The organism is Streptomyces mobaraensis (genome assembly GCF_020099395.1).
In the GTDB taxonomy this organism is placed as follows: domain Bacteria; phylum Actinomycetota; class Actinomycetes; order Streptomycetales; family Streptomycetaceae; genus Streptomyces.
In genome coordinates, this window is sequence record NZ_CP083590.1 from 2,528,729 (window position 1) to 2,546,279 (window position 17,551).

At 71.1% G+C, this 17,551-nt stretch carries 17 protein-coding genes; 8 read left to right on the top strand and 9 right to left on the bottom strand.

Annotated features, from left to right (window positions below; genetic code table 11):
- Positions 1-85 precede the first annotated feature (85 nt).
- Complete coding sequence (locus tag K7I03_RS10645; RefSeq protein WP_185940254.1) at positions 86-571, bottom strand: hypothetical protein; 486 nt, start codon at positions 569-571, stop codon at positions 86-88.
- A 121-nt stretch (positions 572-692) separates the two neighbouring features.
- On the opposite strand from K7I03_RS10645, the gene K7I03_RS10650 reads away from it, so the two are divergent.
- On the top strand, positions 693-1,661 hold the full coding sequence (locus tag K7I03_RS10650; RefSeq protein WP_185940255.1) for a diacylglycerol/lipid kinase family protein: 969 nt from the start codon (positions 693-695) through the stop codon (positions 1,659-1,661).
- Between the two features lie 321 nt (positions 1,662-1,982).
- On the top strand, positions 1,983-2,240 hold the full coding sequence (locus tag K7I03_RS10655) for a WhiB family transcriptional regulator (RefSeq protein ID WP_004937597.1): 258 nt from the start codon (positions 1,983-1,985) through the stop codon (positions 2,238-2,240).
- A gap of 175 nt (positions 2,241-2,415) precedes the next feature.
- On the opposite strand, the gene K7I03_RS10660 is transcribed toward K7I03_RS10655, so the two are convergent.
- Together K7I03_RS10660 and K7I03_RS10665 are read right to left on the bottom strand one after the other, a co-directional pair.
- The gene (locus K7I03_RS10660) at positions 2,416-3,885 is read right to left on the bottom strand and encodes a sensor histidine kinase (protein WP_185940711.1); all 1,470 of its coding nucleotides are present in this window, start codon (positions 3,883-3,885) and stop codon (positions 2,416-2,418) included.
- Positions 3,886-4,341: 456 nt separating this feature from the next.
- Positions 4,342-4,959 (bottom strand): TetR/AcrR family transcriptional regulator, encoded by a 618-nt coding sequence (locus K7I03_RS10665; RefSeq protein ID WP_185940256.1) that lies wholly within the window; start codon positions 4,957-4,959, stop codon positions 4,342-4,344.
- 83 nt (positions 4,960-5,042) lie between these two features.
- Here K7I03_RS10665 and K7I03_RS10670 point away from each other — a divergent pair, with 83 nt between their 5' ends.
- Together K7I03_RS10670 and nagB are read left to right on the top strand one after the other, a co-directional pair.
- A complete protein-coding gene (locus K7I03_RS10670; RefSeq protein WP_185940257.1) occupies positions 5,043-5,804 on the top strand; it encodes an SDR family oxidoreductase in 762 nt (253 codons plus the stop codon).
- An 80-nt stretch (positions 5,805-5,884) separates the two neighbouring features.
- Positions 5,885-6,667, top strand: a complete 783-nt coding sequence (nagB, locus tag K7I03_RS10675; RefSeq protein WP_185940258.1) for a glucosamine-6-phosphate deaminase — start codon at positions 5,885-5,887, stop codon at positions 6,665-6,667.
- A 323-nt stretch (positions 6,668-6,990) separates the two neighbouring features.
- Here the strand turns inward: nagB and K7I03_RS10680 are convergent, their stop codons facing one another.
- The 4 genes from K7I03_RS10680 to K7I03_RS10695 form a co-directional block, all read right to left on the bottom strand.
- Complete coding sequence (locus tag K7I03_RS10680; protein ID WP_185940259.1) at positions 6,991-8,649, bottom strand: glycoside hydrolase family 3 protein; 1,659 nt, start codon at positions 8,647-8,649, stop codon at positions 6,991-6,993.
- 10 nt (positions 8,650-8,659) lie between these two features.
- Positions 8,660-9,490 (bottom strand): carbohydrate ABC transporter permease, encoded by an 831-nt coding sequence (locus tag K7I03_RS10685; protein WP_185940260.1) that lies wholly within the window; start codon positions 9,488-9,490, stop codon positions 8,660-8,662.
- Positions 9,487-10,464 carry a carbohydrate ABC transporter permease gene (locus K7I03_RS10690; protein ID WP_185940261.1) on the bottom strand — a complete coding sequence of 326 codons (978 nt, stop codon included), beginning with the start codon at positions 10,462-10,464 and terminating at the stop codon, positions 9,487-9,489. The genes K7I03_RS10685 and K7I03_RS10690 overlap by 4 nt, the downstream gene beginning before the upstream one ends.
- A gap of 97 nt (positions 10,465-10,561) precedes the next feature.
- Positions 10,562-11,839: an extracellular solute-binding protein gene (locus K7I03_RS10695; protein WP_185940262.1), complete on the bottom strand. Its 1,278-nt coding sequence runs from the start codon at positions 11,837-11,839 to the stop codon at positions 10,562-10,564.
- A gap of 241 nt (positions 11,840-12,080) precedes the next feature.
- Here K7I03_RS10695 and K7I03_RS10700 point away from each other — a divergent pair, with 241 nt between their 5' ends.
- Positions 12,081-12,851 (top strand): GntR family transcriptional regulator, encoded by a 771-nt coding sequence (locus tag K7I03_RS10700; protein WP_185940263.1) that lies wholly within the window; start codon positions 12,081-12,083, stop codon positions 12,849-12,851.
- 152 nt (positions 12,852-13,003) lie between these two features.
- Positions 13,004-14,251, top strand: a complete 1,248-nt coding sequence (locus K7I03_RS10705) for a radical SAM protein (RefSeq protein WP_185940264.1) — start codon at positions 13,004-13,006, stop codon at positions 14,249-14,251.
- A 50-nt stretch (positions 14,252-14,301) separates the two neighbouring features.
- On the opposite strand, the gene K7I03_RS10710 is transcribed toward K7I03_RS10705, so the two are convergent.
- On the bottom strand, positions 14,302-14,676 hold the full coding sequence (locus tag K7I03_RS10710) for a VOC family protein (RefSeq protein ID WP_185940265.1): 375 nt from the start codon (positions 14,674-14,676) through the stop codon (positions 14,302-14,304).
- Between the two features lie 68 nt (positions 14,677-14,744).
- The gene (locus K7I03_RS10715; protein WP_185940266.1) at positions 14,745-15,401 is read right to left on the bottom strand and encodes an HAD family hydrolase; all 657 of its coding nucleotides are present in this window, start codon (positions 15,399-15,401) and stop codon (positions 14,745-14,747) included.
- A 244-nt stretch (positions 15,402-15,645) separates the two neighbouring features.
- Between K7I03_RS10715 and K7I03_RS10720 the strand changes: the two genes are divergently transcribed.
- The gene (locus K7I03_RS10720; RefSeq protein WP_185940267.1) at positions 15,646-15,927 is read left to right on the top strand and encodes a DUF3311 domain-containing protein; all 282 of its coding nucleotides are present in this window, start codon (positions 15,646-15,648) and stop codon (positions 15,925-15,927) included.
- Positions 15,924-17,549 (top strand): monocarboxylate uptake permease MctP, encoded by a 1,626-nt coding sequence (gene mctP, locus K7I03_RS10725; protein WP_185940268.1) that lies wholly within the window; start codon positions 15,924-15,926, stop codon positions 17,547-17,549. Before K7I03_RS10720 ends, mctP begins: the two co-directional genes overlap by 4 nt.
- Positions 17,550-17,551: the final 2 nt, after the last annotated feature.

Here is a 17,551-nt window from a genome sequence, read left to right on the forward strand (position 1 = left end):
GGTCGCCGCGTCGGCCGCCGCGACCGGACGTCGGGGAGCTCGGGCCCGGCGTCCGGGACACCGCGACCCGCTCGGGAACGGCGGCTCAGGACTCCCGCGGGCCGATCCCCAGCGCCTCGGTGGCCGTCGGGTTCACCAGCAGTCCCAGGGTGAGCACGGCGGCGAGTGCCAGCACCACGCCCGCGGCGATCAGGCCGCCGCCCCCGTTGATCAGCGACCAGGCGACGGGGAACGCCACGAGCTGGGTGATCAGCGCGGGCCCCCGGCTCCAGCGGCGGCGCAGCAGCAGGCCGCGGGCCGCCGCCAGTGGCAGCAGGGCCAGGACGACCATGGTCGCCCCGCCCGTCACCGCCTGCCGCGGGCTGTCCGGCTTCCCGAGCAGCCCCATGACCAGGATGTACAGCCCGCCGATCAGCAGGGCCAGCCCCTCCAGGCCGGCCAGCGCGGCGGCGGCCGTCAACCGGGCGGGCCGCGGACCGGCCGGCTCCGGGACGTCGGGTGCCTTGCTGCCGCCGCTCTCGGGGGCGGCGCTCTTACGGGCGGACTTCGACGCGGACTGCTTGCTGCTCACCCCAGCAGGGTAGCCCCGCCCCGTCCCGACCGGTCGCGCCCGGGCGATCCGGCGACGCGGCGGGCCGGAACGGCGACACCTGAGGTGGGTCGTGTACCGACAGGTAGGTAGGCTGGCGCGCATGCGTGCGCTTCTCGTGGTCAACCCTTCGGCCACCACCACCAGTGCCCGTACGCGCGATGTCCTGGTGCACGCGCTCGCCAGCGACCTCAAGCTCGAGGTCGCCACCACCGAGTACCGGGGGCACGCGCGGGACCTGGCACGGGCCGCCGCGGAGAGCGGGAACACCGAGCTGGTGGTCGCGCTGGGCGGGGACGGAACGGTCAACGAGGTCGTCAACGGTCTGCTGCACCACGGCCCCGACCCGGAGCGCCTGCCGCGCCTGGCCGTGGTGCCCGGCGGCTCGACCAATGTGTTCGCCCGCGCGCTGGGGCTGCCGAACGATCCCGTCGAGGCAGCGGGCGCCCTGCTGGAGGCGCTGCGCGACGGCGACGAGCGGATCATCGGTCTGGGGCACGCGGCCGGTACCCCGGGCAGCGAGGACGAAGGGGCGCCCGGCCGCTGGTTCACCTTCTGCGCCGGCCTCGGCTTCGACGCGGGTGTCGTCGGCCGAGTGGAGCAGCAGCGGGAGCGCGGCAAACGTTCGACGCATTCCCTGTACGTGCGACAGTTCATGCGTCAGTTCCTCGGCGAGTCCAACCGCCGGCACGGGACGATCACCCTCGAACGGCCTGGCGAGGAGCCACTCGCGAATCTCGTCATGTCGATAATCTGCAACACGTCGCCGTGGACGTACTTCGGCAACCGGCCGATCTACGCGCTGCCCCGCGCGTCCTTCGACACCGGCCTTGACGTGCTGGGACTCACCAGGCTCTCGCCCCTCACGGCCGGCCGCCACATCACCCGGCTGCTGACCTCCACACCGGAGCGCGGACCCGAGGGCAGACACGCTGTGTCACTCCATGACCAGAGTTCCTTCACCTTGCATTCCCAGGCCCCGCTCCCGTTTCAGATGGACGGTGACCACCTCGGATTGCGTACGAGCGTGACGTTCACAGGCGTTCGCCGTGCACTGCGTGTGATTGTGTGAGTGTGAGGGCCTAAAGTCCTTCCACTCGAACGTTTAGCCTGGGTTCCACCCTCTGGAAGTACGGCTGTGACCTAGCTGACACCGAGGAATCAAAAAAAACTTTCCAGAAGGGGTTGTGTCGGCCGCCGAGGTTTGCGAGTCTCTTCATGGCGATCGGGACAGCCGCTCATCTCGGCTTCCCCGGGTTGCCCGAACCCCCTCTCTCTTTCCTGGACCGCAGCCAGTCTCGACTGGGTAACGGCCCTTCCCTTGCGGGGGGATTCGTGAAAGCGTTCACATTCACAAGCCACGTAGCCGCAATAACGAGGAGATGGAGCAGCCATGGACTGGCGTCACAACGCCGTTTGCCGCGAGGAAGACCCCGAGCTGTTCTTCCCCATCGGCAACACCGGTCCTGCGCTGCTGCAGATCGAGGAAGCCAAGGCCGTCTGCCGCCGCTGCCCCGTGATGGAGCAGTGCCTGCAGTGGGCGCTCGAGTCCGGCCAGGACTCCGGCGTCTGGGGTGGCCTCAGCGAGGACGAGCGCCGCGCGATGAAGCGCCGCGCCGCCCGCAACCGGGCTCGCAACGCGACCGCCTGACGACGCCCCCTCGGCCCCCGAGCCGCAGCGCGCAGTGCCCCTGACGTATCGGGGGCGCCCACCAGCACCGCACAGTGAAGCTTTGAGCCCCGGACCGGCCACGGTCCGGGGCTCAGTGCTGTGCCCGGCGCGACGCGGCCCGATGCCGCGCCGCCGCTGAGCGGAACCGGTCTGATCAGGGCTTTTCCGGCCGCACGGGGAGGTCGAGGACGACTCGGGTGCCCCGCTCGGAGGCGGGCACCATGTCGAACCTGCCGCCGAGCTCGCCCTCGACCAGGGTGCGGACGATCTGGAGGCCGAGGTTCCCCGCCTGGTGCGGATCGAATCCCTCGGGCAGCCCGCGCCCGTCGTCCTGGACCGAGATCAGCAGCCGGGCGTCGGCCCGTGTGCCCCCGCGTACCGCCGTCACCTCGACCGTTCCCTGCTCCCCCGGCCCGAACCCGTGCTCCAGGGCGTTCTGCAGCAGCTCGGTCAGGACCATGGAGAGCGGAGTCGCGACCTCCGCGTCGAGCACTCCGAACCGTCCGGTCCTGCGGGTGTGGACGCGACCTGGTGAGATCTCGGCGACCATGGCGAGCACCCGGTCGGCGATCTCGTCGAATTCGACCCGTTCGTCGAGGTTCTGCGAGAGCGTCTCATGGACGATCGCGATCGAGCCGACCCGGCGTACGGCCTCCTCCAGCGCCTCGCGCCCCTCCGCCGAGCCGATGCGGCGGGCCTGGAGCCGCAGCAGGGCGGCGACCGTCTGGAGGTTGTTCTTCACCCGGTGGTGGATCTCCCGGATGGTGGCGTCCTTGGTGATCAACTCGCGCTCGCGGCGACGCAGTTCGGTGACGTCCCGGAGGAGGACGAGCGAACCGATGTGCGTGCCCTTGGGTTTGAGCGGAATGACCCGCAGCTGGATGACACCGCCGTTGGCCTCGACCTCGAACTCGCGCGGCGCCCAGCCGCTGGCGAGCTTGGCCAGCCCCTCGTCCACCGGACCGCGCGAGGGCGCCAACTGAGCGGTGGTCTCGCCCAGATGATGCCCGACGAGATCGGCGGCGAGGCCGAGCCGGTGGTAGGCGGAGAGCGCGTTCGGGCTGGCGTACTGCACGATGCCGTCCGCGTCCAGCCGGACCAGGCCGTCGCCGGCGCGCGGCGAGGCGTCCATGTCGACTTGTTGCCCGGGGAAGGGGAACGTTCCGGCAGCGATCATCTGGGCGAGATCGGACGCGCTCTGCAGATAGGTGAGCTCCAGCCGGCTCGGCGTCCGGACGGTGAGCAGATTGGTGTTCCGGGCGATGACGCCGAGGACCCGCCCCTCGCGGCGGACCGGGATGGATTCCACCCGGACCGGCACCTCTTCGCGCCACTCGGGATCGCCCTCGCGCACGATCCGCCCCTCGTCGAGCGCCGCGTCGAGCATGGGCCGGCGGCCGCGCGGGACGAGGTGACCCACCATGTCGTCCTGGTACGAGGTGGGTCCGGTGTTGGGACGCATCTGGGCGACCGAGACATACCGGGTGCCGTCGAGCGTGGGAATCCACAGGACGAGGTCGGCGAAGGAGAGGTCGGAGAGCAACTGCCACTCCGAGACCAGCAGGTGGAGCCATTCGAGATCGGAGCCGTCGAGGGCCGTGTGCTGGCGTACGAGATCGTTCATGGAGGGCACGGCTGTGAGCCTAATTCCTTTCGCCGCCCGGTGGAGCGGGCCGGTGCGGGCGCGGACGCGCGGCGGCCGGAGAGCAGGGGGGCGCTCTCGTACGGTCGCTCCCGCACGGCACGACACCGGTGATTCGCCGCCGGGACACGCGGAGTTCCGGCGCGCGGGCATGGACAGGGGCGAATGGTCTAGTCCACAATGAACAGGTAAAGCCCCGCCCTCCCCGCACAGGAGGGCGGCACGAGGCCCGGCGCTCTCTGCCCTGACCGCGCCACGGCCTCCGGTCGGCCGCTCCGGACGCGGGGCTCGCACACCCCGCGGTGTCCGGTCCGGCCGATATCAGCTCCGGGCTGCGGTGCCGGCGGGGTCGAGGGTCCCCGCCAGGCGCCGCGGCCCGTGGCGCAGCCACGCTCCCCTCTCCTCCCGGGCATCCGCTCCCGGAAGCGCCCCACCTACTCAGCGGCCCGCCGGACCGCCGCCCGGCCAGGCGCGGAGGGCCAGCTCCGCCACCGCTTCGAGCTCCTCACGGCTCGCGCCGTCGCGCGCCTGCTGCGACATGCCCTGGATGACGACGGCCGTGAAGCGGGCGAGGGCGCGCGGGTCGGCGTCCCGGGGCAGCTCCCCGGCGGCCTTGTCGGCTTCGATGGCTTGCTCCATGGCGCGTACGTTCGCCTCCCGCTGCTCGCGCAGAGCCGCCACCACGTCCGCCGACGCCTCCGTCGCGTTGGTGGCGGCCGAGATGACCAGGCAGCCGGGCGGCCGGCCGGGGGCGGTGTACTCGGCCGCGGCCTCGCGCAGCATCCGCGCGACCCCCCGGCGCACGGTCGGCTCCTCGTCGAGAGCGCGGCCGAGGAACGCTCCGTACGTGTGGCCGTACTCCTCGACGGCCGCGCTGAACAGGGCCTTCTTGTCGCCGAACGCGGCGTAGAGGCTGGGGGCGCCGATGCCCATGCTGCGCGTGAGGTCCGCGATGGAAGTGGCCTCGTAGCCGTGCTCCCAGAAGGCCATGATCGCCTGCTCCAGGGCCGTGGCCCGGTCGAAGGACCGGGGACGGCCGCGCTGTTTCGTCGCCATGCCTGAATTTTATAGCGCTCACTCAAGAATCTCTGCTACCTTCTTTCTGTAACGATCCCTAGAGAAAGAGGGGGGCGGCTTCCATGGGCGCGCTCACGGGCAAGACGGCACTGGTGACGGGCGGCAGCCGGGGCATCGGCAGGGCGATCTCCGAACGGCTGGCGCGGGACGGCGCCCGGGTGGCCGTGCACTACGGACGGGACGAACGGGCGGCCGCGGAGACGGTCGCGGCGATCACGGCCGCGGGCGGTTCCGCCTTCACCGTCCGGGCCCGGCTCGGCGTGCCGGGCGACGCGGAGGCGCTGTGGGCGGCGTACGACGAGCAGGCGGACGGGGTGGACGTCCTGGTCAACAACGCCGGGACCGACGGGGCACGCAAGCCGATCGGGGAGACGACGCCGGAGGAGTTCGACGACGTCTTCGCCCTCAACGCCAAGGCCCCCTTCTTCATCACCAAGCTCGGGCTGGAGCGGATGCGGGACGGCGGCCGGATCGTGAACGTGTCGACCGGGCTGTCCCGCCGGGCGGGGATGACGGAGCTCATCGCGTACGCGATGACCAAGGGCGCCCTCGACGTCTTCACCATGACGCTGGCCAAGGAGGTCGGCCCGCGTGGCATCACCGTCAACGCCGTGGCCCCCGGAGTGGTCGACACGGACATGAACGCCGGCTGGCTGCGCGGCGAGGAGAACAAGGCGGCCTGGGAGGCGATGGCCGACCTCTCCGCGTTCCGGCGGGTCGGGGAACCGCGGGACATAGCCGATGTGGTGGGCTTCCTGGCCTCACCCGAGGGGCGATGGGTAACCGGGCAGTGGATCGACGCGACGGGCGGCTCCCTGCTGTAGCGCGCGGGCAACAGTCCCCACGGGCCGGGCTCTGTTAGATTGGTCTATACCACCCCAATCCCAAGATCGGCAGGCCCAGCGTGGAAGTTGTCATCGTCCCGGACGCCAAGGCAGGCGGCGCTCTCATCGCGGAGGCCATCGCCGCCCTGCTGAGCCGCAAGCCCGACGCTCTGCTCGGCGTTGCCACCGGCTCGACGCCGCTGCCCATCTACGACGCCCTGGCGGACATGGTCCGCTCCGGTTCCCTGAACGCCTCGCGCGCCCGTATCTGCCAGTTGGACGAGTACGTCGGCCTGCCCGCCGACCACCCGGAGTCGTACCGGTCCACGGTGCTGCGCCAGGTGGTGGAGCCGCTGGGGCTGACCGAGTCCTCGTTCATGGGCCCGGACGGCACCGCGGAGGACGTGCAGGGAGCGTGCGACGCGTACGACCGCGCGCTGTCCGAGGCGGGCGGTGTGGACCTCCAGCTGCTCGGCATCGGCACCGACGGGCACATCGGGTTCAACGAGCCGTGCTCGTCCCTCGCCTCCCGCACCCGGATCAAGACGCTGACCGAGCAGACCCGGCAGGACAACGCCCGGTTCTTCGACAGCATCGACGAGGTGCCCCACCACGTCATCACCCAGGGCATCGGCACCATCCTGGAGGCGCGGCACCTGGTGCTGCTGGCCACCGGAGCGGGCAAGGCGGAGGCGGTGGCCCGGTCCGTGGAAGGCCCGGTCTCCGCTCTGGTTCCGGCGTCCGCGCTCCAGCTGCACCCGCACGCGACCGTGGTCGTCGACGAGGCGGCGGCCTCGCAGCTCCGGCTCGCCGACTACTTCCGCGCGACGTACGCGGCGAAGCCGAGCTGGCAGGGGCTGTAAGGCCGAGGCGGGGCGGCCGGGAGCCGCGCGGGCTCCGGCCGCCCGGCGGATCCCCCGGGGTCAGGGGATCCGGCCGGGCCGGGATCCCTCCCGGCCCGGAGGCTCCCGCCCGGCCCGGAGGCTCCCGCCCGGGCCGGGGGTCCCAGGGGTCCCTGGCCCGGGGAGCCACCCCAACCGGCGGGCGCACGGCTCCGAGGGCTGACCCCCGCCCGGTAGGGCGGCTGCGGGCCGGCGGGCCACCCCACCCTCGGGCGAACGGATGTGGTCCGGTGGCCAGGGCGGGCCGGTCGGCTACCGGCCCGAGCCAGGCGACGCGGCCCGCCTCAGTCGGCGACGCGGCCCGCGATGGCCTCGGCGGCGGCCGTACCGCATACGCGGGCCGCGCCGTGGGTGGCGATGTGCAGGGCGCCGACGGGCGGGGCCTGGGGCAGGCCCATCTCGACCACGACGGTGTCGGGCCGGGCGGCGACCAGGGCGGCCAGGGCGGTGGCCATCCACGGGTGGCGGTGGACGTCCCGTACCACCGCGACGACCGGGCGCCCGCCGGCGTCCCGCGACACGGTGTCGGCGTCCGCGGTGTCCGGCCCGTAGCTGCCGGTCGACGTGCCCGGGAGCAGGCGGGCCAGGTCGGCGGCGACCCCCCAGGGGGTCTCGTCGCCCACGGCGAAGTTGGCCGACGGGGTGTACGCGGCCACATGGACCGGACCGTCGTGGACGGAGCCGTCAATGACGGGTCCGTTGTGAACCAGACCGTCATGAGCCGGACGGTCGTGCACCAGACCGTCACGAATCAGACCGTTACGAACCAGACCATCGCGGACCGGACCATCGCGGACCGGACCATCGTGGTCCTGGCCGTCGGACCGACCGCCGGGTGTGCCGGGGCCGGACGGCCGCGTGAGGCGCAGGGCCCGGCGGGCGGCGGTGAGGCCGATGTCGGGGGTGGGCGCGCTCCCCTCCCGCGCGCCCTCCCTCGCCTTCGAGGCCCAGCGGGCGAGTGCGCGGACGCGGGTGGCGGCGTCGGAGAGCCGCTCCTCGGGGAGTTCTCCCGAGCGGACGGCGGCGACGATGGCGTCGCGCAGCCGGAGGACGGTGCCCTCGTCGGAGTGTCCGCCGCCGACGCAGATGGCGTCACAGCCGGCCGCAAGGGCCAGGACGCCGCCGCGTTCGATGCCCCAGGCGGCGGAGATGGCCCGCATCTCGATGCCGTCGGTGACGATCAGGCCGTCGAAGCCGAGGCCGCCCCGCTCGACGGGGGCCCGGAGCAGGCCGTGCAGGACGTCGGGGCTGAGGGTGGCCGGCAGTCGGGGGTCGAGGGCGGGGAGCAGGATGTGGGCGCTCATCACCGCCTTGGTGCCGGCCGCGACGGCCGCGTGGAAGGGCGGCAGGTCGCGGGCCCGGAGCGTCGGCAGGTCGACGCCCACCCGGGGCATGTCGTCGTGGGAGTCGACGGAGGTGTCGCCGTGGCCGGGGAAGTGCTTGGTGCAGGCGGCCACGCCCGCCGCCTGGAGGCCGTCGACGTAGGCGGCGGTGTGCCGGGCGACGAGTTCCGGGTCGGCGCCGAAGGACCGTACGCCGATGACGGGGTTGTCGGGGTCGGAGTTGACGTCGGCGGAGGGCGCCCAGTTGAGGTTGATCCCGCACTCGGCGAGCCGGCGGCCCAGTTCGCGGGCGACGGCCCGGGTCAGCTCAGGGTCGTCGACCGCGCCGAGCGCGAGGTTGCCGGGGAAGGAGGAGCCGGTGCGGACCTCCAGGCGGGTGACGTCCCCGCCCTCCTCGTCGATGGCGACGAGCACGTCGTCGCGTTCGGCGCGCAGCCGGGCGGTGAGGGCGGCGAGTTGGTCCGGGGTGACGACGTTGCGGCCGAACAGGCCGACGGCGGCGAGTCCTTCGCCGAGCCGGCGCAGCAGCCAGTCGGGCGGGGTGGTCCCGGTGAAGCCGGGCTGGAGAACGGTGAGCGCGTCTCGGGTCAGCGTGTCCATGGGTGCAGTGCTAGCCCTTCACCGCGCCGGAGGTCAGCCCTCCGACGGCCCTGCGCTGCAGGAAGACGAACAGGATGAGGATGGGGACGGCGAAGAGGGAGGAGGCGGCCATGGTGGCGCCCCAGTCGTCGCCGAAGGTGGTCCGGAAACCGGTGAGCCAGAGCGGCAGCGTCTGCGCGGAGGGGTCCTTGCTCAGGATGAGCACGTAGGGGAACTCGTTCCACACGGTGATGAAGCCGAACAGGGAGGTGGCCATCAGGCCGGGTGCCAGCAGCGGGAAGATCACCCGGCGGAACGCCTGGGCGCGGGTGCAGCCGTCCACCATGGCGGACTCCTCCAGTTCCTTGGGCACGGCGGCGACGTAGCCGCGGAGCGTCAGGACGGTGAAGGGCAGCACCATCAGGGTGTAGATGGCGATGAGCGGTGCCAGGCTGTTCAGCATGTCGGCGTCGCGCACGATCATGTAGTACGCGATGACCATGACCTCCCAGGGCGCCATCTGGGCCATCATCATCACCAGGATGAAGCTCCGGCGGCCCCGGAAACGCATCCGGGCGATGGCGAAGGAGGCCAGCAGCGCGATCGCCAGGGACAGCAGGACGGCGACGCCCGTGATGAGGAACGAGTTGGCGACGAAGGTCCAGAAGCCCTCGGCGTCCACGGCCTTCTCGAAGTGTTCGAGGGTCGGGCTGGTGGGGAACCAGACCGGGGCGTCGCCGACGATGTCCTTGTTGGCCTTGAACGCCGTGGTGAACATCCAGTAGACGGGGAAGACGAGGCCGAGGAACAGGACGACCGCCGTCGCCCCCGGCCAGACCCGGCCGATCAGGGAGCGCTTCACAGCTCGTCCTCCTCTTGCTTGAGCACCAGGCGCAGGTAGTAGGCGGTCAGGACGAGCAGGATGACGATGGTCAGGATGGAGATCGCGGCGCCCATGCCGAAGTGCTGGTTGTTCATGCCCTCGACGAAGGCGTACACCGGCAGGGTCTCGGTGAGGCGGTCCGGGCCGCCCTCGTTGATGACGAAGACCTGGGTGAACGACTTGAAGATCCAGATGACTTCGAGGAACGTCGTGGCGTAGAAGAACGGCTTGAGGAAGGGGAAGGTCACCGAGGTGAACCGCTTCCACACGCCGGCGCCGTCGAGCGCGGCGGCCTCGTAGAGCTCCTTGGGGATCGTGGTCGTCGCCGCGTAGAGGTTGATCGCGACGAAGGGGACGGACTGCCAGACGAGCAGCACGGTGATCACGAAGAAGGTGGAGAACTGCCCGCCGGTCCAGTTGTACTCGGCCATGGAGTGCCAGCCGAGCTGGTCCAGCACGTAGTTGACGACGCCGAACCGCTGGGCGAACAGCCACTGGAAGACCGTGGTGGCCGCGACCACGGGCATGGCCCAGGCCAGCACGAGTCCGAGGGAGAGCAGCAGCCGCATGCGCTTGCCGAGCCGCGCGAGCAGCAGGCCGATCAGACAGCCGACCACCATGACCAGGGTGACGTTGACCGCGGTGAAGACGACGGACCGGAGGGTGACCCGCCAGAAGTCCTCGCTCCCCAGGGTGTCCGCGTAGTTGTCGAAGCCGATCCACTCGGTGGTGCGCCGGATGAGCTGCCGCCGGTTGAGGTTCTGGAGCGACAGCAGGCCGTTCTGCACCATGATCCAACCGAGCAGCAGCACCGTGAAGGCGGCCGCGGGCAGGATCAGCAGATACGGGACCGCACGGCCCGCTCGCCTGGACACCCCCGGAGCCGGCGGCGCGCCGCCCTTGCCGGTCCGGGAGGCGGGCCGGGCCGCCGCCTCTTCGGTCTGCGCTGACATCGTCGTCCGCCTTCTCCCCTGTACAACGGTGGTGCGTGGTGCCGGGCGGGCGGGGCGCCGGCCGGTGTCCGGCCCGCGCCCCGCCCGCCCGCGCGGGTCACTGCTTCTGGCTGAGGCGCTTGTTCATCTCGCCCTCGACCTGCTTGGCCGCGTCCTCGGGCGACTTGCCGTTGAGTACGGCGGTCATGTACGCCTTGATCGGGTTGGGGGCGTTCTCGACCGCCGCCCACTCGGGGATCAGCGGGGTGGTGCCGCCGCCCTTGGCCGCCGGGGCCGCGGCCGCGCCGGCCCCGTTGCCCCCCACCTGCGAGAGCAGCGACTCCTTGTTGGGGATCGAGCCGACCTCCTTGACGAGGGCACCCTCGTTCTTGTCGGACAGCGCGATCTTCAGGAACTCCTCGGCGAGGTCCTTCTTCTTGCTCCGCTCGGCGATCGCGAGGTTGGAGCCGCCGAGGAAGACGCCCTCGGGCTTGTCGGCGGTCTCACCGGGGATGGTGAAGAAGCCGAGGTCCTTCTTGATCTCCGGGTTGGCCTTGACCGCGGTGTCGGCTTCCCAGCCCATGCCGATGAAGGCGCCGGTCTTGCCCTTGGCGAAGACGTCGGCCTGCTGCGGGGTGGCCTCGTCCTTGTCCTTCGGCGCCTTGCTGAACGCCTGGTACTGCTTGTAGACCTCCATGGCCTTGCCGACCTTGGGGTCCGCGAGGTTGGAGACGTACTTGTTGCCGTCCTTCTTCACCAGATCGGCACCGGCGCCGATGGTCAGACCGTCGAAGAAGTACCAGTTCTGGCCGGGCAGGTAGAGGGGTTCGGCGTCGCCCTTCTTCTGGATGGCCTCGAACGCCTTGAAGAGGTCGGCGCGGGTCTTGGGGACGTCCTTGACGCCGGCGTCGGCCCAGACCTTCTTGTTGTAGATGACGACGCGGTTGGCGGCCCACCAGGGTGCCGCGTACTGCGTCCCCTCGAACACGGACGGCTTGTTGAGGGAGTCGGTCCAGTCCTTGCCGATCTCCTTCTTCAGGTCGGAGAGGTCGGCGAGGCCGCCGGTCGCGGCGTAGGAGGGCGTCTGGGTGTTGCCGATCTCGAAGACGTCGGGCGGCGTGGACTCGGAGAGCGCGGTGGTGAGCTTCTGCTGGATGTTGTCCCACTTCTGGATCTGGACATCCAGCTTGGCGCCGGTCTTCTGCTCGAACTCGGACTTCACGGCCTCGGTCCACTTGGGCGGGTTCGAGCCGTCCATGAACCAGACGGTGAGCGTCTTGCCCTTGGAGTCACCGGATCCGGAACCGGAGTCCTTGTCGCCGCCGTCGGACCCACAAGCAGCCACACTCACCAACAAGGCCGCGACACCCGTCGCCGCTATGAGCCCACGCTTCACAGCACTCTCCTCAGGACCGAAAAGTGGTCTTTAATGGTTTAGACCAGTGCCCGCAGCTTGGCCTAGACCTTTTGGGGTGTCAAGGGTGTATAAGAGTCGCTGTCGGCTCCGTTACCGGACCGACACCTGAGGGCCGACCTGGGCGTCTCCGGTCCCCTCGGGCACTGCCCGTGCCACCATGTGACCGCGATAGACGGAGGAGCCGGTGACGGCAGCAGGATCGGAGTCGGGAAGGCACGCCATGGCGACCGAGGGCGGGACAGCGGAGAACGGCAGCACCGCCGGCGGTGTGCGGACGGCCCGCGTTCCCAAGTACTACCGGCTCAAACGTCATCTGCTGGAGATGACCGAAACCTTGCGCCCCGGCACGCCGGTGCCACCCGAACGCACCCTCGCCGCGGAGTTCGACACCTCGCGCACCACCGTGCGCCAGGCCCTCCAGGAGCTGGTCGTCGAGGGCCGCCTGGAACGCATCCAGGGCAAGGGCACCTTCGTCGCCAAGCCCAAGGTCTCCCAGGCGCTGCAACTCACCTCCTACACGGAGGACATGAAGGCCCAGGGCCTCGAACCCGCCTCGCAGCTGCTCGACATCGGCTACGTCACGGCGGACGACCGCCTCGCCGGTCTGCTCGACATCTCCCCCGGCGGCCGGGTGCTGCGCATCGAACGGCTGCGGCTGGCCAGCGGCGAGCCCATGGCCATCGAGACCACCCACCTCTCCGCGAAGCGCTTCCCCGCGCTGCGCCGCAACCTCGTCAAGTACACGTCGCTGTACACGGCGCTCGCCGAGGTCTACGGCGTGCACCTGGCCGAGGCCGAGGAGACCATCGAGACCTCGCTCGCCACCCCGCGCGAGGCCGGGCTGCTCGGCACCGACGTCGGCCTCCCCATGCTGCTGCTCTCCCGCCACTCGCTGGACGCGGACGGGGCACCGGTGGAGTGGGTGCGTTCGGTCTACCGGGGGGACCGCTACAAGTTCGTCGCGCGATTGCGGCGGCCCGCGTCGGAATAGGACGTGCGCCCCGTGGAATCGTCCGGACTTCCGGGAAGGGTGGCGAGGGCGATTCCACGGGAACGGTCCCTCATGGTCCATTCCTATTGACGGTCATCACGGCGGCTCATAGTGTCACCGGCGCCCGACCGCTGCCTCGCGAGAGGACGATCATGGACGACACCGCGGGCGTGCGGAGCCACGAAGGAACCACTCCGCGGGACGGCCGCCGGCGCCCCGCGCCCGGCCTGGAACCGGCGCATTCCCCGCGGAAAGTCCTCGCTCACGGCGAGTTGCTGCGCCGCTTCGTCGAGGGCCGGGAAATCCGCCCGGTGCATGTCCGGCTCGACATCATGGGGCCTTCCGCGATTTCCCGGCCGGAAAGCCGCGGCGGAACGGACGCCGTCGGGCGGGCCGCCGGGAATTCCCCCGCGGAAAGCGCTCTCCCGACGGCGGAGGCCGCCTCCCTGCTCCGCGGATTCGCGGCTTCCGGCGGCCGGGCAGTGACCTTCCGCGGCATCCGCGAAACCACCCGCCACCCCGGCTATCCGGCCGTGTGCGACGCGGGGCACGAGGCCGGCCTCCGCCTCGGGCTGGTCACCGACGGCACCCGGCTCGGCCGCCCGGACACGGCCGAGTGCGTGGCCTCCACCCACACCTGGGTGCGGGTCGCGCTCCCGGCGGGCACCGAGGCCGCCTTCCGGGCCGGCGGTTCCGGTTCCGGCCGGACGACGCTGGCGTCGCTCCTCGACGACGTCGGCAACCTGCGGCAGTCCGCCATCGACCCGGACTTCCGCATCGGCTTCCACTACGTGGTCACCGCACGCAACAGCGGGGAGATCCTGGCCGCCGCCCACGCGGCCCGGGAGTCGGGTGCCCACTACATACGCTTCGACACCGGCCCGTACGCCGACCCGTACGCCGTCCCGCTCGACGGCCCTTACGGGGACCCGTACGCGGCTCCGGCGGACGTCGCACCGGCCCTGCGCCAGGCCGCCCTGCTGGCGGACGAGGCGTTCGAGGTCCGGCTGCCGCGCCCCGCCGACGGCGCCCCGAACGGCGACGGCCCGAACGCCGGCTCCACAGACGGCGAAGCCCGCTTCGGCCGCTGCCACTACAGCCGCTTCGCCGCTGCCGTCGACGCCCGCGGACACCTCCACCCCTGCCCCCAGGTGAGCCCCGACCCCCGCTACGACCTCGGCGACGTCACCGCCGGCGGCTGGCCGGACGTCCTGGACGGCGCCGCCCGCGCCGCCTGGCAGGCCACGGACCCGCGGACCACCGCGCTGTGCGGATCCTGCTACTACCGGCCGCAGAACGAGCTGCTGGAGCTGCTGTTCAGCGGGCGCGTCGCCCTGGAGGACGCGCTGGGGGCGTACGCGGCCGAGGTGCCGTCCACGCTGCACGCGGACTTCCTCTGAGGCCCGGCGGAGAGATCCGACAAAGAAACCCGACGGAGAGGCCCGACAGATCAGCCGTGGCTCGTATCGATCACGCAGAAGCGATTCCCCTCCGGGTCCGCGAGGACGACGAAGTCCGGGTCCTCCGGATAGCGGTCCCAGTCGACCCGCGCGGCCCCGAGCCCCAGTAGCCGCTCCACCTCCGCCGCCTGCGCGGCCGCGTCGGCGGCGTACAGGTCCAGGTGGACGCGCGGATACCGCTCGGCGGCCGTTTCGCTGCGCATCAGCGCCAGTTGGACGCCGGTGCCGCCGGCGGCGGGCACCAGGACGGTGAAGGACGCCTCGACCGTGTCGTCGCGCGGCACGTAGCCGAGGGCCCGGGTCCAGAACCCGGCGGCCCGCTCCATGTCGTCGACGCCAAGGACCACCGATCCGATGCTCAGCATCACATGATCATTGCAGACACCACGGACCGCGACAAGGACCGTGTCCCGCCGCCGCGTTGCCCGACGGCTCAGCCCCCGGCGAGCAGCGCGGGCAGTTTCCGCATGTCGTCGAAGACGACCGTGCCGGGCCCCTCGAGCCAGGCGGCGGGCGTCAGCCCGCCGGCGTAGCCGAAGGACCGCATGCCCGCCGCGCGGGCGGCCCGGACGCCGTACCGGCTGTCCTCGACCACGGCGCACCGGGCCGGGTCGGCGCCCAGGGTCCGGGCGGCGTGCAGGAAGAGGTCCGGGGCGGGCTTGCCTCGTGCCACGTCCTCGGCCCTGAAGATCCGCCCCTCCGCGAAGAGGCCGTGGAGGCCGGTGAGCCGCAGGTTCTGCCGGATGGCGGTGTGATCGCCGTTGGAGGCGACGCAGAAGGGGAGGTCCAGTTCCCCCAGCGCCTCGGCGACGCCCTCCACGGCCGCCAACTCGGCGGCGAACGCGTCCACGTAGCGCTGCTCGTACGGCTTCCACCAGTCGGCGGGCAGCGGCCGGCCGAGGCGTTCCGCGACCGCCTCCCGCATGATCTCCGCCGGGGACCCCACGAACCTCTCGATGATCTCGGCCTCGGTGAACGGTGCTCCCAACTCGGCCAGGTACTCCGCCTCCACGCGCACGCAGATCCGCTCGCTGTCCACCAGAACGCCGTCGCAGTCGAAGATGACGAGGTCAAAGGGCTTGTCGCACATGCCCTTCAACTTATGCGCGGGGGGAGGGAACGCGCACGGTCCCGGTGGAGGCGCCGGCGCGCGCGCCCAGCGCCCCGGCGCGCCAGGGAAGTTGATGTTGCCATACCGATATCCGGACAGGGGGTGACGACCGGAGGCTCCCTCCCCTAGATTTCGTGCGCATTACGCGAATGATCGCACCGCGAGGGAATCGCGCCGCGACCGTCGCGCCATGCCGCAGACCGCACGGGGACGGAGCCGTCGCATGTCCGAACCACCCGCTTCCGCACCACCCGACGCCGCCGACGGCCGCCGCAAGCCGGTCGTGACCCTCCCGATGGTCGTCGCGGGCGTCTGTCTCGCCCTGCCGTTCGGCGCGATGCTCTGGGTCGACTCCTATGCCCGGCTGAAGCCCGCGTTCATCGGCATCCCGTTCTTCTACTGGTACCAGATGCTCTGGGTCGTCATCTCGACGGCGCTGACGACCGTCGCGTACGTGCTCGTGCGCCGGCAGGAGCGGGAGCGGAAGCGGGGTGGGCGGGCGTGAAGGACGGCGTCAACGGTGTCGCGCTCACCGTCTTCATCATCTTCTTCCTGGGCGTCACGGTCATGGGCTTCTACGCCGCGCGGTGGCGGCGGGCCGAGAACGCCGACAACCTGGACGAATGGGGGCTGGGCGGGCGCTCGTTCGGCACCTGGATCACCTGGTTCCTGCTCGGCGGCGACCTGTACACGGCGTACACCTTCGTCGCCGTGCCGGCGGCCGTCTACGCGGGCGGCGCGGCCGGGTTCTTCGCCGTGCCGTACACGATCCTCTGCTACCCGCTGGTCTTCACCTTCCTGCCGCGCCTGTGGTCGGTGTCGCACAAGCACGGGTATGTCACCTCGTCCGACTTCGTCCGGGGCCGCTTCGGCTCCCGGGGGCTGTCGCTGGCGCTCGCCCTCACCGGCATCCTCGCCACGATGCCCTACATCGCCCTCCAACTGGTCGGCATCCAGGCCGTGCTGGACGTGATGGGGATCGGCGGCGGCTCCAACTGGTTCATGAAGGATCTGCCGCTGCTCATCGCGTTCGGCGTGCTGGCGGCCTACACCTACTCGTCCGGGCTGCGGGCCCCCGCCCTGATCGCGTTCGTCAAGGACGCGCTGATCTACATCGTCATCGCGGTCGCCATCATCTACATCCCCATGCGGCTCGGCGGGTTCGACCACGTCTTCGCCAAGGCGGGCGAGGCGTTCTCCGTCAAGAACCCGGACACGGGCAAGCCGCGCGGCGCCCTGGCGACCGGGCCGGACGCGCAGTGGGCGTACGCGACCCTCGCGCTCGGCTCGGCGATGGCGCTGTTCCTCTACCCGCACTCGGTGACGGCGGTGCTCTCCAGCAAGAACCGCAACGTCATCCGCCGCAACACCACGATCCTGCCGCTGTACTCGCTGATGCTGGGGCTGCTGGCGATGCTCGGTTTTATGGCGGTGGCGGCGGGGATCAAGGTGAAGAACGGGCAGCTGGCCATCCCGCAGCTCTTCGAGGACATGTTCCCGGACTGGTTCACCGGCGTCGCCTTCGCGGCGATCGGCATCGGCGCCCTGGTCCCGGCGGCCATCATGTCCATCGCCGCCGCCAACCTCTTCACCCGCAACATCTACAAGGACTTCCTGCGGCCGGACGCCTCGCCCGCGCACGAGGCGAAGGTCTCCAAGCTGGCGTCCCTGCTGGTGAAGGTGGGCGCGCTCGTCTTCGTCCTCACCATGGACAAAACGGTCGCCATCAACTTCCAGCTGCTGGGCGGCATCTGGATCCTCCAGACCGTCCCCGCCCTGGTCGGCGGCCTGTTCACCCGCTGGTTCCATCGCTGGGCGCTCCTGGCGGGCTGGGCGGCCGGCATGATCTACGGAACCTGGCGCGCGTATGACACCCCGAGTGCCACCCAGGACCACTTCGGCAACACCAACCTCATCCCCTTCATCGGGGAGAAGGGGTACATCGGGCTGACGGCGTTCGCGCTCAACGTGCTCGTCGCGGTCGTGCTGACCCTGGTGTTCAAGGCGCTCGGCACACCGGACGGCGTGGACGAGACGAAGGCGTCCGACTACACGGCGGACGCGGGCGACCCGGGCGTCCAGACGGAACTGCCCCCCGCGACGGCGGGGGCACCGGGCGGCCACTGACG